The organism is Chloroflexus sp., from assembly GCF_049970315.1.
Taxonomy (GTDB): Bacteria; Chloroflexota; Chloroflexia; order Chloroflexales; family Chloroflexaceae; genus Chloroflexus.
In genome coordinates, this window is record NZ_JBMFNE010000004.1 from 1 (window position 1) to 15,139 (window position 15,139).

At 56.3% G+C, this 15,139-nt stretch carries 14 protein-coding genes; 6 read left to right on the forward strand and 8 right to left on the reverse strand.

Annotated elements, in window-relative coordinates; translation table 11 throughout:
* Window positions 1-632 (forward strand): hypothetical protein (locus ACP5OT_RS03830; RefSeq protein ID WP_428131375.1); only part of this gene is annotated, 632 nt, incomplete at its 5' end.
* A 153-nt stretch (window positions 633-785) separates the two neighbouring features.
* Here ACP5OT_RS03830 and ACP5OT_RS03835 read toward each other — a convergent pair.
* Entirely contained in the window at window positions 786-1,142 is a 357-nt protein-coding gene (locus tag ACP5OT_RS03835) for a hypothetical protein (protein ID WP_424674955.1), read from the reverse strand.
* A 111-nt stretch (window positions 1,143-1,253) separates the two neighbouring features.
* Entirely contained in the window at window positions 1,254-2,039 is a 786-nt protein-coding gene (locus tag ACP5OT_RS03840) for an enoyl-ACP reductase FabI (RefSeq protein WP_424674954.1), read from the reverse strand.
* 205 nt (window positions 2,040-2,244) lie between these two features.
* On the opposite strand from ACP5OT_RS03840, the gene ACP5OT_RS03845 reads away from it, so the two are divergent.
* The 5 genes from ACP5OT_RS03845 (at window position 2,245) to ybeY (ending at window position 6,811) form a co-directional block, all read left to right on the forward strand.
* Entirely contained in the window at window positions 2,245-3,201 is a 957-nt protein-coding gene (locus tag ACP5OT_RS03845) for a foldase protein PrsA (RefSeq protein WP_428131378.1), read from the forward strand.
* A 210-nt stretch (window positions 3,202-3,411) separates the two neighbouring features.
* On the forward strand, window positions 3,412-5,148 hold the full coding sequence (locus ACP5OT_RS03850) for a WD40 repeat domain-containing protein (RefSeq protein WP_428131380.1): 1,737 nt from the start codon (window positions 3,412-3,414) through the stop codon (window positions 5,146-5,148).
* A gap of 187 nt (window positions 5,149-5,335) precedes the next feature.
* Window positions 5,336-5,887 (forward strand): inorganic diphosphatase, encoded by a 552-nt coding sequence (locus tag ACP5OT_RS03855; RefSeq protein WP_012259161.1) that lies wholly within the window; start codon window positions 5,336-5,338, stop codon window positions 5,885-5,887.
* 10 nt (window positions 5,888-5,897) lie between these two features.
* Complete coding sequence (locus tag ACP5OT_RS03860; protein ID WP_424674951.1) at window positions 5,898-6,338, forward strand: NUDIX hydrolase; 441 nt, start codon at window positions 5,898-5,900, stop codon at window positions 6,336-6,338.
* Between the two features lie 11 nt (window positions 6,339-6,349).
* Complete coding sequence (gene ybeY / locus ACP5OT_RS03865; RefSeq protein WP_424674950.1) at window positions 6,350-6,811, forward strand: rRNA maturation RNase YbeY; 462 nt, start codon at window positions 6,350-6,352, stop codon at window positions 6,809-6,811.
* Window positions 6,812-6,867: 56 nt separating this feature from the next.
* Here the strand turns inward: ybeY and ACP5OT_RS03870 are convergent, their stop codons facing one another.
* The 6 genes from ACP5OT_RS03870 to ACP5OT_RS03895 form a co-directional block, all read right to left on the reverse strand.
* Complete coding sequence (locus ACP5OT_RS03870) at window positions 6,868-7,056, reverse strand: hypothetical protein (RefSeq protein WP_424674949.1); 189 nt, start codon at window positions 7,054-7,056, stop codon at window positions 6,868-6,870.
* A gap of 3 nt (window positions 7,057-7,059) precedes the next feature.
* Entirely contained in the window at window positions 7,060-8,199 is a 1,140-nt protein-coding gene (locus tag ACP5OT_RS03875; protein WP_428131383.1) for a methyltransferase domain-containing protein, read from the reverse strand.
* 17 nt (window positions 8,200-8,216) lie between these two features.
* Entirely contained in the window at window positions 8,217-9,305 is a 1,089-nt protein-coding gene (locus ACP5OT_RS03880; RefSeq protein WP_428131385.1) for a M20 family metallopeptidase, read from the reverse strand.
* 188 nt (window positions 9,306-9,493) lie between these two features.
* Window positions 9,494-10,279 carry an SDR family NAD(P)-dependent oxidoreductase gene (locus ACP5OT_RS03885; RefSeq protein WP_424674946.1) on the reverse strand — a complete coding sequence of 262 codons (786 nt, stop codon included), beginning with the start codon at window positions 10,277-10,279 and terminating at the stop codon, window positions 9,494-9,496.
* The gene (locus tag ACP5OT_RS03890) at window positions 10,276-11,169 is read right to left on the reverse strand and encodes a R2-like ligand-binding oxidase (protein WP_424674945.1); all 894 of its coding nucleotides are present in this window, start codon (window positions 11,167-11,169) and stop codon (window positions 10,276-10,278) included. Before ACP5OT_RS03890 ends, ACP5OT_RS03885 begins: the two co-directional genes overlap by 4 nt.
* A 20-nt stretch (window positions 11,170-11,189) precedes the next feature.
* Window positions 11,190-14,891 (reverse strand): HEAT repeat domain-containing protein, encoded by a 3,702-nt coding sequence (locus ACP5OT_RS03895; RefSeq protein WP_424674944.1) that lies wholly within the window; start codon window positions 14,889-14,891, stop codon window positions 11,190-11,192.
* Window positions 14,892-15,139: the final 248 nt, after the last annotated feature.

Genomic DNA, 15,139 nt, shown 5'->3' on the forward strand with positions numbered 1-15,139 from the left:
GCCACGCCGACGGCGACCCCGACGGCGACGGTCACGCCGACGGCGACCCCGACGGCGACGGTCACGCCGACGGCGACGGCGACGGTCACGCCGACGGCGACGGCGACGGCGACAGACACCCCGACCCCGACGGCGACGGCGGTGCTACCAACGGCGACGGCGACCCCGACGGTGACGGCGACCCCGACGGCGACAGACACCCCGACGGCGACGGCCACGCCGACGGCGACCCCGACGGCGACGGCGACGGCGACAGACACCCCGACGGCGACGACGACGGCGACGGCGACCCCGACGGCGACGGCCACGCCGACGGCGACGGCGACGGCCACGCCGACGGCGACCCCGACGGCGACAGACACCCCGACGGCGACGGCGACCCCGACGGTGACGGTAAACCCGACGGCGACAGACACCCCGACGGCGACGGCCACGCCGACGGCGACCCCGACGGCGACAGACACCCCGACGGCGACGGCGACCCCGACGGCGACGGTCACGCCGACGGCGACGGCACAACCGGCTCCATCGTATCGCCTTTACGTTCCGATAATCATGAGGCAGCCAACCGTGTTCGCAGCGCCCGTCCATCGAACCTATCTGCCGATGATGTTCCGCTGAAAGGAGGTTGATTACGGGTAAGATGCGGTTTTCAGCACGACGATAAGAGCGAAGGCATCGAGTAAAAGGTTGTTGCCACTTCCTGCCCTATACGACGAGAGCGCTGCCTACGAGGCAGCGCTCTCGCTACGAATGTAGCAGTGCTCGAGAACGTATGTTGATAGCTATGGTTGTCCTAATAGAAAATTGATCGTCTCGATTAAGACGGTTGCCTCGACCGGTTCAGGCACTATCGCAATCGTCCAATCGCTGGCGTAAGGTACCGATTGAAGCTCATTCATCGGCAAAGCGCTCGCAATCACGATAGGCACATTTGCAGTCGTTTCATCGGCACGGAGGCGCTCGATAACCTGTTCTTCCGGCGAAGACAGGGCCGGCATAGCAATGATAAACAGTGCCGGGAGTGTAGCCGGTAAGGCATCGGGTGTATAAGTAGTGACACGAAAGTCGTGACCGGTTATGAGAGCGGCCAGTCGTTGTGCGGTCGCGCTATCGGTTGATACAACTGCAACCTCTACCATGCTTTCCTCCGCAGTGCAGTGCGCATGTTGCTTCATTGTAGCACACTGCGGACAGAACGGCTACTCACGAAATAGAATATCTCTTGGTGGGTCTTCAGATTCACGGTATAGTTATAATTCGTCACTACTGCCTGGCACAACGACGTTGAATCCACCGTCAACATAATGAATCTCACCGGTGACACCGGCTGAGAGTGGTGAGCAGAGATACAGGGCTGCATTGCCGACATCCTCAATCGTGACATTGCGGCGTAACGGTGCGTACTCGGCAAAGTGCTTGTGTAAGCTGCGAAAATTGGCAATACCACTGGCGGCAAGCGTCCGAATCGGGCCGGCGCTAATCGCGTTCACTCGGATGCCACGTGGTCCGAGACCGGCAGCGAGGTAGCGCACGCTGGCTTCGAGCGCTGCTTTGGCTACTCCCATCACGTTATAACTTCCAATGACCTGACGTGAACCGTGGTAGGTCAGGGTGAGTACGCTGGCGTTAGGGGCAAAGAGCGGCTCGGCAGCTTTGACCAGTGCGATGAGTGAGTAGGCACTGATTTCGAGTGCAATGCGGAAGCCTTCGCGGGTCGTATTGAGGATTGTACCGCTGAGTTCCTCTTTGTTGGCAAAGGCGATCGCGTGAACGAGAAAGTCGATCTGCCCGAACGTCTCGCGGGTGCGTTCCATAAGTGCTGCGATGTCTTCATCTTTCGACACGTCACACGGCTCGATCAGCGGTGCATGCATGCTTTCGGCCAAGGGGCGTACCCGCCGTTCAAGCGCCTCACCAAGGTACGTAAAGCCAATCGTTGCTCCTTCACGATGCAACGCTTGGGCGATGCCCCATGCAATCGAGCGGTCGTTGGCAACACCGAGAATCAGGCCTTTTTTGCCTTCCATGAGGCCCATAGATTATTCCTCCAGTGCAACAAGGTATCAGACTATGGCTTGAGCGCCTCACTGATGTTCTGCTTCACTAGCGCGCCATCTTACCATACTTTGGCCGAGAAGTGGGTAGTACCGATTATGCTGTGGGTGGTAAGATATGGTACGATACCTATATTGTGGCATATTGTCTGTAATACGCCCGGTTTTGGTGTGAGAGGAGTTTTGTGTGAGCCTGGATCGTTTTTTTGTCTATGTAGTTAGTCTGGTGCTGGCGGCGAGTTTGGTCTTGACCGCCTGTGGAGCACCGTCTGGGCCGACGGTAGCCGATTCGGCGACGAACGTACCATCTGCGCCGACAACAAGTGCATCACCTGCGACAGTCTCGAATGCACCAGAAGGAGCTATTGCCCGTATCGGTGATGAATATATCCTGCGACAAGATTTTGATCGCTTCTATTTGCCAGGCGGAGATGTACAAACACTCGTTAATCAGATGATCGATGTCGAGCTGGTTGTCCAAGCGGCCCGTCAGGAAGGGGCGATGGTCGATGAGACCGTGGTTGATGCGCAGGTGGAGCAATTGCGCTTGGCGCAGGCTGGTGGTGATGACGCGAAATTTGCTGAGTTTTTGCAGAGTAACAACATCGCCGACGAAGCCGAATTACGGCGGTTGTTGCGGCGTGATCAGTTGATTGAGCAGATGCTACTCAAGCATACAACTGCTGAACAGGTGCGGGCGCGGCATATTTTGGTCGCGGCTACGCCGGAGGAAGCTGAGAGTCGCAAGGCCACTGCCGAAGCTATTCTGACCGAATTGCGGAATGGAGCCGATTTTGCTGCGCTAGCGCGAACGCGCTCGGATGATCCAGGATCGGCGGCGCAAGGAGGTGATCTCGGTTGGGCGCCACGTGGCGTCTATGTTGCTCCGTTTGAAGAGGCGATTTTTAGTATGCAACCGGGCGAATTACGCCTGGTCCAAACCGATTTCGGTTGGCATATCATTGAGGTGACTGGCGGGCCAGAGGTGCGCAGTTTCGAGGATCGGGCGTTGTTAGACACACCTGCTGGGCAAGAAGCATTTTCTGCCACGTTTTTGCCATGGGTGGCTGAGCTGCGAAGTGCAGCTGAAGCGGCAGGGAAAATTGAGATTTTAGTCGATCTGAATACGCTGGTTCAGCAGTAAAATTTGCTCACTACTTTTCACGTGCAAAGACACAAAAGTGGTTGGGTGACCAACATGAGGCATCTGCGGCGCGGGTTTTCTGTTATCTGCACACCTAACCGGTCTTTTTTGGGTCTTTGCACTTTCGTATTCAGAAACAAATCGCCGATCACGTTCGTCATGATGATATGCAGAATGATACCATACAGATGCATCGCTAAGGAGAACGTTATGCTGTATCGCCTGGGTCTACTCTGCTTATTGGTGCTGGTTGGATGCACAGTAGCGGGAACAACATCGCCGATAGCATCACCGGTATCGAATATTCCACCACCGACAATTGCGATTACTAATGTTGTGCCGACGGCGGTGCCAACGTTACAGCTACCGACAGTGGTGCCAACGCTTCTGTCAACATCGACTCCTCCTGCCCCGACGCCGACACCAATTCCGCCAACGCCACTGCCTCAACCGGTGGTTCTTGCGCCAACATACCCAGAGGAGATTCTATTTTTGCGTGGTGGATCGTTAGTGGCCATCGATCCGTCAAGTAACCAGGAACGGGTGTTGGCGAATAATGTACGTGACGTGGCGATTGATCTGACGGGTCGGCATCTTGCAGTGGCTTCCAATCAGACCATCAATCTGATCGACCGTAGTAGTGGTTCGGTGCAAACGTTGGTATCGGGCAAGATCGCATATGGGTTGAGTTGGGCACCTGATGGATTAACGCTGGCGTATGCAGCCGCTCCTCAACCACCTACGTTGCCGTTCGATTGGATGCAATGGAGTAATTGGTGTGCTACGGCGACTGTGTACCTGATTGACCTGCCGACGCTCAACGAGCTTACCATTGGGTCGGGCTGCGATCCGGTATTCGCCTCTGATGGTCGTCGTTTGGCTTTTGCAACGTCTCCATCGATTCAACCTGGTTCCTTGAACTTTCCCGGCCAAAACAATGCCATTCGATTAGTGAATCGGGCCGGTGCCAATGCGTGGAATCTGGCAACGGCCAATGGTTCTCCCGGATCGGGGTATCTGGTGTATCGGCCAGCGTGGCTACCGGATGCGAAGATGGTAGCCTATCAGCGTTTTCTTGGTTATCAGGCGTTAGTTGATCTTAATCTGACAATGATTACCGATAGTAGCGGAGGTACTGAAAATCCGACTCTGATCGGAACAGGCTGGCTCCGTCCACCGGCCTTTTCGCCTGATGGTCAGTATGTCGCTTCGGTAGAATATAACTTTAGTGATCCTCGTGGCTTCAGCGGCTACGACATTTGGGAATTTGCGTTAGTCCAACTGAAAGGACAACGGAGTGAGATTTTACCGAGCGGTAATCTCAATCTGTTTGGTACAGTGGTAGCGCAGTTGCCACGCATTACCTCAGCAGCTTGGTCACCACAAGGTGATAGTCTAGTGGTACTTACTCCCGAGAATTGGAATGCAACAGCCGATCCGAACGACCCCCTCCATAGTGTCACCACACCCGGTGAGCTTTGGCGTCTCTCGACGAAAGGTCTGCCCCAGAAGATGGTGACGAACAACGTTGATTATGCCAGTCCACTCATCTGGGCTCCTGAAGATCTCGTAACTGCGCAAATTGGGTTGGCGACAATACGCTACCCTGCTTATTGGCAATTTGCGCCGGTTACGAACAACGGTGAGTTGGTAGCAACTGGGAATGGGCGATTCATCGGGCGACGTACCGTCGCTAATTCGGCTTTGCTGAACGGATCAACGTGGATGCAAACCGTCTCCGATTGGATATCGGTGGCCCAAGCTGACCCGCCATACCAACTGCCCGATGGTAGCTATCTTGTCACCTTCTCCGGTCAAGCGGCTGGAAGTGCAATCAGTGGAGTTGCTCGCTTCAATGCAAATACGATCATCATTAGTTATGCACCGGTGTCAGCCTGGCCGAATGAGCAGGCATGGGGTATTGGGTTGGCGTTTGCCGCACAGTAAGTGAGACCGGTCATTTCCAACCGGGAAATTGTATACTATTATTGATGCCGGTCTTGGCTCAAAGCGCCGCCGGCATCTTGATGTGTCATCGTTGGTTATCGGCGCCTAACGAACACTGCTACCATTACGTGTTATAATCTTGCGGTAATAGGTTAAGTTAGATAATACAGTGTAAGTGAGGCAGCCAATGCAGAACCTATGGCACGATCTGGAGCCCGGTCCAGACGTTCCGAACGTTATTCATGTTGTCGTTGAGATTCCGAAAGGTTCACGTAACAAGTATGAATTTGACAAGCGGATCGGTGCCTTTCGTCTTGATCGTGTTCTCTATTCAGCCGTTCAATATCCTGGCGACTATGGCTTTATGCCGCAGACATACTATGATGACGGCGATCCGCTCGATGTATTGGTGATGACCAACTTACCAACCTTCCCCGGCTGCATTGTCGAGGCACGGCCATTAGGTTTGTTCCGAATGCTTGACAAGGGTGAGCCGGACGACAAAGTACTGGCGGTGTTGCAGTACGATCCCTTCTTCGCCGATTATCACAATTACACTGCTCTGCCGGCGCATTATTTGCGGGAGGTTGAGCACTTTTTTACCGTGTATAAAGACCTTGAAGGCTCACGGGTCGAGCCGGTCGGCTGGGAGTCGGCGGATGTCGCTCGCGAGCGGATCCAGTACTCGATTGACCGCTATTGGGATATGCGTGCCGGTCGGGTGCTCAAGCGTGCCTGAACGAACACCCATGACTTCACGCCGTTCATTGTCGCACCGTACAGCCTATTCGGCCGGCGGTGTTATTTACCGGATCGTTGCCCCGCAGATCGAAGTGGCGTTAATCGCCACCGATCGCGGGGAACGCTGGGGGTTGCCTAAGGGTCACGTCAATCGTGGTGAGACCGCTGAGGCCGCAGCCGTGCGTGAAGTTGCGGAAGAAACCGGTTTGTTTGGTGTGGTCGAGCGGCATTTGGCGACCATCGAGTATTGGTTCCGTTCGGGATCGGGCCGGGTGCATAAGTACGTCGATCTCTTTTTACTGCGCTACGAGCACGGTGAGATTCGTCCTCAGGCTGGCGAGGTTGACGATGCACGTTGGTTCACGCTCGATGAAGCTCTACAGCGGGTTTCATTTGAGCGGGAAAGGGATGTTCTGCTCCTGGCGCGGCAAATCCTGTGCAGTGTTTGAGACTCACCACTATGACATATACCGTTGAAGTATTGATTGATGACGGTTTGGCGGTTGATGCGGCGTTGGTTGAACGAGCAGCTCAGGCAGTGTTAATCGCTGAGCAAGTTCCTGCCGGTTGTGAGGTTTGCATTCGTATTACGACTGATGCCGAATTACACCGGCTCAACCGCGATTTTCGAGGGATTGATGCGCCAACCGATGTTCTCTCGTTTGCCGATGATGGTGATAGTAGCCAGTTTGTGACTGCACCAAACCTTCCGCGATACCTCGGTGATATTGCTATCTCCTATGAGCGAGTGTTGGCGCAAGCAGCGGAATACGGCCATAGCCCAGCCCGTGAGTTGGCTTACTTGACCGTACACGGGGTGTTACATCTGCTGGGGTATGACCACGAGCACGGTCTTGCCGATGAGGCCCTCATGCGTGCGCGGGAAGAGGCGGTGATGACTGCACTGGGTTTGCCACGCTGAGTACGTCGTTTGGTGTATAACCAGTGGAAGGAGGGGTGAGGGTACCTCCCTTCCACTTACCGTCTTCGCTGACCGAGCAACCTATCGACAGCGTATTCGATCACGAGATAGCTGCCCACTACCAGTAACAACAATCCCCACCATGGCGTCGGTACCCAGATCACGATATGGAGCCGTGACCAGATCAGCCACAAGACAAACACGACGATCAGTATCCTGATCAGGGAACGGAGTCGGCTTGGCATAACTTATTCCCAATCGTCATCTTCGGCAGGTATAGGTGGCGGTGGTGGTGCTGCCGTATCAGGAACCCGAATATGTTCGCAGATCGTTGCCCGATGACCGAGTACCAGCACACGGTGGCGAGCCGTGGCGCGTAAGACCGGTGCTGCCTGTGTTCTGGCCCGGTCGAGCAGTTGTTGATCGGCGACGAGGGTCACTAGCCGTCCACCTGGTTTGAGGACACGCGCGATCTGGCGCAACACGTCGCGGTATAGCTCTTCGAGGTCTTCACCTTCGCCGATCTGGGTGCCGAACGGCAAATTAACGGCAACCTTGGTCACGCTGGCGTCGGGCAACGGTAGCTTGGTCGCGTCCCAGCGGCGGATTGCGATCTGACCACGGATACCGCGGAGATTGGCTTGCATAGCCGTCACCGCAGCCGGGCTAATATCACCGCCGTAGAGTGCGGTAAATGGTCCGGCGGCAGCCCGTTCAAGCAAGATCGTGCCGACGCCGGCCATTGGGTCGAGAAAAATGTCGTCAGCCGCCGGCTGGGTCAGCATGACCATCGTCGCAGCAAGGGCCGGACGCAGTGAGGCCGGGAGGTGGGCAATTTTGCCACGGATGCGCAACGACGCATCGGAAAGCCGAATCGCTACGATCAGTTCTTGTTCGATCAGGGTGGCCCACACCTCCAAATCGGCTTCTTCATTTACCGGCTGCCAACGGCCTGGCCAGCCGTCGCGGATCGCGTCACTGACAGCCCGCCCTAGCTCATAGCGCTGGAAGCGGTGTTTGCCGACCATCCGCGCAACGACGCGAAAGCTGCCGTTCCGCTTTCCACCATGTAGCCGTTGCCACAACGTGAGTGCCGGTTTGACGACTTCCTCATTTCGGGTTGCGGCATGAATCTGGCGTAATCCGCGCTCATCAGGTGCGATTTTGAAGCCACGTGTCGCGACAACGAAGACATCTTCGATGGTACGCAGTTCCAGTAATCGGCGCGGTGAGCCTTGGTAATCAAGGAGGATAAGGTCGTTACGACTCGGTACGTTACGCACCCCAACTTGGCGTGGCGCAGTCCGTTCGTCGGTATGGATTTTTTGTTCAACTTCACGCCATGTGAGCGCGGCGAGGCCGGGTAAGGTTTGTAGAAGGTAGAGCATGGTATTATTTAGGACTGCTAAATACTGTTGACGTAGTCGTTAATGATGTGGTAGAGCGTGACCAGACTGGCAATCTCCACCCACTCTTCAGCCGAATGTAACCCGGCCCCCACCGGACCGAGACAGATGGCCGGAATGCCAATGTGTGAGTAGTAACGCGCATCGGTGGCGAAATGTTCGCGGTAGAAGCGTGGTGGTTGGCCGGTATGACGTTCGATCAGGTTGGCGATCCGTTCAACTTCATGATGTTCAGGATCGGTGTGTAGCCCGGCGCTAGCCATCACACTTACAAACTCACTATCGGGGAAGACAGCAGCGAGATCGGCCTGAATCGCTTCTGGGGTTGTATCCAGCGTCCAACGAATATCGAACGTAACGAACACCTCTGCTGGTACTTGGTTGCGTGAACCGGCACCGGCGTGAATTTCCGTTGGGGTTACCGACGTGCGCCATTCGTGGGGGCCGGTGGGTGGTGGGTAGCGTTCGGCCAGCGCATTGATCCCACGGGCCAGCCGATAAATTGGATTCTCACCTTCCCATGGTCGTGAACCGTGAGCAGCACGACCGGGTAAGCGCAGCTTGGCCCACATGCCACCTTTGTGCTCGAACAAAATACCGAGATCGGTTGGTTCGAGGCAGAGCATGAACTCGCAGCTCCAGCCTTCGTCGCGCAGCCGACCGGTACCGTGACGACCACCAATCTCCTCATCGGTCACAAACTGAAAACCGACATCGGGTGGGTTGGGTTGGGTTGCCAAATCCCGAATCAGGCGGAGCATGACCGCAATACTACCTTTCATATCCTGGCTACCGCGCCCGTAAATGCGGCCGTTGCGTATTTCTGGTGCAAATTGGTGTGGTTGCCCTACAACGACATCAAGGTGGCCGTTCAGCATGAGTCGTGGTGATCGCGTAGGTCGTAAGGTAATCACGAGGGCCGGTTTACCGCCTGCGCTACTCCGTTCAATGTGCAACGATGGTAGATCGGCGACGTATGCAGCAACATAATCGATAGCAGCCTGCAACTGATCAGGTCGGTCGGCAATCGTCTCAAATCGGATGAGATCACAGGTCAGACGGGTCAGTTCCGCGGCAAGTTCGCTCATATGTATATCCTACAGCATCAAAGCACGGAAGCGTAGAGCGCCGCTATAGGTAGCGACTGTACGGTTCTGCGTCGTGCTCGCTTAACGCTGTCTGTAGTGTACCACAGTCGGGGTGTGTCGCTACACATGAACGCAAGGATGCAACGGGCAATGTGTCAGTGGTACGTGCGTCGCCGGTGGGTGTGTCGCTACACCAACCGGCTAAACGGCGGTAGAAGATCAGGCGCAACCGCAGCGACAACTGCAAACAGTTTTGCTTTCCAACTAGGAAAGATATGTCGGCGACGGGCGGCGATACCGGCCAGACTCGCTCGTACTACCGGGCGCGGTTGATCGACCAACCAGTGCGGGACACGCCGTGGTGGGCCTTCCCCGTACTGTGGTGCATCAAGGATGTTGGTTTGGGTGAAAAAAGGATAAACCGTACTGACGCAATAGCCGTCGGCAGTGAGGCCACCGGCGAAGCCACGCAGGCCGAACTTAGCAGCGCTGTAGACACTAATGTTGGGTAGTGCGGCGCGACCAAGGATCGACGAGATGAAGACGATCTGCCCGTTAGGACGATGATGCAACATCGGTAAGAGTGCGGCAGTGAGTCGGATCGGAGCGTGGAGATTAATCTGTAAGAGTCGTTCGATGGCAGCCGGCGGGATAACATTGAGTGGGCCATACAGACCGACGCCGGCGTTGTGAATGATCAGATCGAGATCGGGGGCCACGTGCATCACCTGTTGGGCTAGCCGGTCACAACTAGCCGGATCACTCAAGTCTGCCGGTAGTAAAGCCCGAATGCAACCGGGATGCGGACTCGTCTGGTGGTGGGACGCAAACTCGGCAGCGGCAGTCAGTCGATGTGGATGGTGACTGCTTAGGATTAGGTCGGCGCCGGCAGCCAACAATTGGCGAGCAAACTCGCGTCCCAATCCGCCACCGGCACCGGTTAGTAAGACAACCCGTCGCAAGAACGTACTCATGCGGCTTCCTCATCATCGGTCGCCAGTCCTTCAATCTCGGCGAGGCTCTGCTGAGACGCCAGTTCCAGCCGATTGAGACGGCGTTGGAATTGGTTGAGGGCAAAGGTGCTGAAGGTCTCGATCTGCAAGCCAAACGGCATCGTATCATAACTGGTAAAAATCTCATCGATGACGCCTAAGGCGTGCATGACTAGCTCGTTCATCCGCTCAACGATATGATCCCAAATCTGCCGGTCGGTGGCGATCAGGCGTGATAGGAGGTAGATGCCATACGCAATATGACGCGACTCATCTTGTTTGAGCAGCCGAATCCCCTCACGTACACCGGGCATCAGATTGTGAGTGTCGAGAATAGTAAAGTAGCCGTGGTATCCGGTCTCGGCGAGTACCCCTTCAACGATCATATTGTATGTGAGCGACGCTTCGGCGAGATTGAGCGGTGACGGATCGTGCTCTAGACGTTGCATTGCACGCGGGAGTGCGTCGTAAATCAGTGCCCGATAACTAGGCGTATGGTAGCGACTGAGGTTGTGGTCGACTCGGGCTACTTCGCTGATGAAGCGGGCAAAGAAATCGGTATGCTTGGCTTCTTCAAACAAGAACGTGGTGAGAAAAAGCTCCTCCTCTAGCCGTCCATCGTGCGCAATGGCTTTGATCAGAGGTAACAAGTCGAGGGTAACAGCTTCTTCGCCGGCCTGAAAGAGGGCCGTCAGACGTAGTAATAAATCGCGTTCTTCGTCACTTAGCCGATTCCAGTCGTCAATGTCACGGCTGAAATCGAGCTGTGAGGGGTTCCAGATGCCAAACTGTTTTGCTTTCTCAAATAGACGCATTGGTGGACTGTTGCGACGTAAGCCGCGGCTTGTCGTGACGAAATTGGTGTGGGACATCCCTCGCTCCTTTCACTGAACTAGTGGCTGGAAAGCAGCTTGTTAGCGATTGCTTTCGGTTCACCGATCTCGATCGGTACCAGCCGGTCAAGCAGTACCGTGCCGGCCCACAGCGCTACTTCGGGAATCGGTGATGTGACAAGGGTAATCAGTGCGGTGAGCGCCGCCTCGTACCCGACTTCAGTCCATTGCCGGTCGAGGGCAGCGATTGCTGCATGTTTCACTGCCAGCGGTTGCGTAGCATCACCGGCAAGCCGAAGTAATACGCCAACGACGGTTGCATCGGCTTGCCGACCCAGTACGGCAATGGCATGGCAGCGTAATTGTTCAGGTGCCGTCGGATCATTTGCTACTTGGCGAATGAGCGGATCGTTCGGTTCGTATGTACTGAGATGGTGCAACGCTTGAAACCGAAGGACAACCGTCTGCTGTGGATCGGTTAGTGGTTGACGTAATGCTGCATGATACGGGGCGATGGCAGCGAGGAGCCGGAAGGCTTGGGTTTGGAGTGCCGGATACGGCGAGAGCAACGCTTCTACAAAGACCGGTATGGTCTCGTCGGCTGCCGACGCATCAAAGGCTGCCGCTGCTGCGAGGCGTACAGCCAGATCGGGATGGCTGCGGATCAAGCGGGCCAGGATCGGCGCATGGGTTTCGGGATGGGCGGCGAGCGCGCCTACCGCAGCGAGCGCACAGGTTCGGTCGGGGTCGAAGGCAAGGCGGTGTAAGATAGGGGCCGGACCCGGTTGCGGACTACGACTCAGCGCACGCAGGGCAGCACTACGGATCGGTTCTGGTTGTGAGGTGATCAACTCGGTGAGCGGCGCAACCGGTGCCTCAACTATCGCATCGAGGGCTGCGGCACGGATCGCAGGGGTCTCTTCGTTGTTCAGCGCAATCTCAAGGAGGGCGGGTACCGCAGTAGGGTCAGCATTGCGGCCCAGTGCCCGTAATCCGGCAAGTCGCACCGCTTCGTCGGTAGCAGTGTTGACTAATTGTAGCAGTTGCTCGTTGAGGGTTGGTGGCAATGGCGGTTGGAGCCGATCGAGTGCAGTACAGCCCAAACTGCTGTCTGCGTGTTTGGCAAGATGCAAGAGTACTTCTGCACCATTAGGCTGTTGCGCGAGCGTGTGCAAAGCGGCATAACGCAGCGGCGGGTCGTGTTCGGTATTACGGACAATTGCCACTAAATCGCACGATGGGTCGGCGTTTAGTAGTTCGCTGAGCGGTCGAAGTGAGCTGGTGTCATACAGCGCGACACCGATCAAGGCGCGAACTGCCGGCATCAATGTCGGTTGATGTTGACCAATGGTGCCAAGTGTACGGGCTGTGGCGCTACTCAATATCATGACGTGACCGGCAATTAATGCCGATGGCCGGTCAAGCGCGACTCCGATGAGGTTCGGATGGTTGGCAATTGCCACCATCAGATCGGCTAGTAGTGCCCGGACAGTTGGGTTGTCGGCTTGATCAATCCACTGTTCACTCGGCCCGATTAACGCCGGAAACGATGTAATCCATGTTTCGAGCAGTGTGACACCGTAGGTCGGTGCAAGGATGTGACCGAGTGCTGCTAATGCTTGCTTCCCCCCGTGCTTGCCGAGCGTTTCAATGATGGTTGTCGTCAGGGCTGCGTCTAGATCAGGTTGGTTCAGTACGGTGAGTAAGCTGGTTCGTGCAGTGAGTGCCGTCGATTGATGAAGACGGGCAATTGCACTGAGCACATGCACGGTGGTACGGCGAATGAGCGGTGGATGCCTGCGGTCGAGTAGTGGGTCGAGGTGGGTGATGACGTGGATGTTGTGGCAGAGACTGCGTACCGCAGCCGCGCGAATAATTTCGGGTTCGTGCTCGGCGTAAAGGAGACGTTTGAGCAGCTCGGTCCCATTTGGTAGTCGGCTGAGCAGTCGAATCGCCCGCAGCCGCAGATCGAGCGGGAGGCGATTGCTAATGGCAAAGGCCGCGATAAAGGTTTGGCCGTCGGCTGTCGTTGCAAGATCGGTCAACGCTTCATCACGGGCCGACCATGGTTTGTCGGTTTGGGTTACAAAGCGGGCGAGTTGATCAATATGACCGGTGCGGATCCATACCTTACGCGCTGCTTGCCGTACTTCGGGCATCGGATCGACAATCGCTTGCCCGACTTCGGCAGGCGGAAGGGCTGCCGGTGCGAGCGCGCGGACACTTGTCGGTAATGTGGTGTGGGCCAAGAGGTGATGGGCAATCAGGTATTGCCGGTTTGTACCGGCTGCACCGCTGAGCAGTAAACGTAGGCCAAGCTGTAAGGCTGGTTCGGCGAGATGATGGATTGTGTCGGGATGGGCCACTGCGAGGAGGCAACGACCTGCTTGACTGATCAGATCGGCGTAGGTCGGTAACGGCGGCGGCAAGATGCGTTGCCGGTACAGCAAATCAATTGCCTGCCAGCGTAATACAGGCGGAGCATCGCTGGTGTCGAGGATGGTAATCAGGAGGGTCGTGCTCGTCTCTGGCGGCAAAAGTTCGGTAATCCGTTCTAACAGCTCGTTGATCTGGCCTGATTGGGTACGGCCAATATCGGTCAAAATAACCGGTAATACCGGGACGAGGGTGGCAAGTGCTTCACCCCGCGAGCGACAAATTTCGTCAAGAATGGGCCGGCTAAGTGCCGGATCGAGTCGAGGACGTTCACGAAGCGAACGTGCCAGTAACGACAGGCGTTCGTGAGAGGGGAGCATAGCATCTGCAAGCGTATTGATCAACGGACGCGGGTCAGGAGCGGCGCCGAAGGCCAGCGGGATACACAACCCACGCCAGTGTGGAGTAGCTTGACGGATGGTTGCCGAATGAGGTGTCGCTTGCGCAGCCAATTCTACTGCTTGTCGATACAACCGGTATGCAGTTAATCCAATCCGCCAACCAGCCTGTTCATCTGTAGCAACGATAATCGGTGCAACGAAGGCAGCGGTACGTTCGTACAGCGCGGCGCGCGAAATCGGCCAGCCACTGAGTGGTTGGGTTAGAGCCAGCATCAAAATCTCTGCCGGGCGCTCGCGCAGGAGCACGAGTGGATCGCGCTCGAAGAGGGCCAATCCTTCTTGGCGATCGGTAAAGGTGAAGAGTCGCTGTGCCCATTCTGCCAGATGTTCGGCAGATAACGGTGCAATAGCGTGATGACGAAATCCCGGCCACAATTCTCCCGCCGGTAACGCGACGACCGTGCATGCCCGTGACCAGCGTTCGGGTAGACGGGTGAGAAAACGCTGCCAGATGGCTCGCCGGGCGAGTGGCAACTCCTCCCAGTCGTCGATCAACAGAAGGCAAGGGAGGTTATGTTCGAGTGGGTTCGGCGCGAGGTTTCGCCTCGCCAATGCACGAGCAACGATCGCGCGTGGGGTCAGACTCGGTGAGTCGAGTTCGCCGAGCAATAAGCGCACCAACGGCATTGCCGGTTGCTGATCGAGCCAACGGCGGGCGATTTGGGCAAGCGCGAGGCTACGACCACTGGCCGGCGGCCCGATGAGTGCGATGTGATGCGGCTCGCTCATCAGCTTCGCTAGATCGAGATTAAGACCCAACGGTAGCTCAAGCGCTACCGGTAGCAAACGAGTAATTGGTTCACTCTCGAGCCATTGTTCAACCGCAGTACGAACCTCGCGCGGTATACGGCGTGGCAAAAAGAGATCGCGGAGCGCGCGAGGTACGAAGGTCATCTCAGGACGATCGGCGCTCCGTTCTTGCATAGTGTGTTCCTACCGAAAGCGATGTGCTGGGAATGGTCGTTTGGTTCGGATCGATATGACATACATGAGTCGCAATCGGTACGGTTAATGGCGTTCGGGGGTAGGATGCTGGGGTGTGGGCGGGAGTATCGTAGGCCTCAGCGCCCTGTTTCACGAGCTGAATGGCCTACATTCGCGCACCTCTAACCGTTCCCGATGCTATGAGGCTCGTATTGCTTGTGCCAACACCCTGCCCACTACCTACGTTC

What these genes read in the sequence shown, in the direction of transcription:
- ybeY (WP_424674950.1), top strand. Translation starts at nt 6,350, where the DNA reads ATGACATATACCGTTGAAGTATTGATTGATGACGGTTTGGCGGTTGAT.
- ACP5OT_RS03880 (WP_428131385.1), bottom strand. Translation starts at nt 9,305, where the DNA reads ATGAGCGAACTTGCCGCGGAACTGACCCGTCTGACCTGTGATCTCATC.
- ACP5OT_RS03860 (WP_424674951.1), top strand. Translation starts at nt 5,898, where the DNA reads ATGACTTCACGCCGTTCATTGTCGCACCGTACAGCCTATTCGGCCGGC.
- ACP5OT_RS03870 (WP_424674949.1), bottom strand. Translation starts at nt 7,056, where the DNA reads ATGCCAAGCCGACTCCGTTCCCTGATCAGGATACTGATCGTCGTGTTT.
- ACP5OT_RS03890 (WP_424674945.1), bottom strand. Translation starts at nt 11,169, where the DNA reads ATGTCCCACACCAATTTCGTCACGACAAGCCGCGGCTTACGTCGCAAC.
- ACP5OT_RS03895 (WP_424674944.1), bottom strand. Translation starts at nt 14,891, where the DNA reads ATGCAAGAACGGAGCGCCGATCGTCCTGAGATGACCTTCGTACCTCGC.
- ACP5OT_RS03875 (WP_428131383.1), bottom strand. Translation starts at nt 8,199, where the DNA reads ATGCTCTACCTTCTACAAACCTTACCCGGCCTCGCCGCGCTCACATGG.
- ACP5OT_RS03835 (WP_424674955.1), bottom strand. Translation starts at nt 1,142, where the DNA reads ATGGTAGAGGTTGCAGTTGTATCAACCGATAGCGCGACCGCACAACGA.
- ACP5OT_RS03885 (WP_424674946.1), bottom strand. Translation starts at nt 10,279, where the DNA reads ATGAGTACGTTCTTGCGACGGGTTGTCTTACTAACCGGTGCCGGTGGC.
- ACP5OT_RS03840 (WP_424674954.1), bottom strand. Translation starts at nt 2,039, where the DNA reads ATGGGCCTCATGGAAGGCAAAAAAGGCCTGATTCTCGGTGTTGCCAAC.
- ACP5OT_RS03850 (WP_428131380.1), top strand. Translation starts at nt 3,412, where the DNA reads ATGCTGTATCGCCTGGGTCTACTCTGCTTATTGGTGCTGGTTGGATGC.
- ACP5OT_RS03855 (WP_012259161.1), top strand. Translation starts at nt 5,336, where the DNA reads ATGCAGAACCTATGGCACGATCTGGAGCCCGGTCCAGACGTTCCGAAC.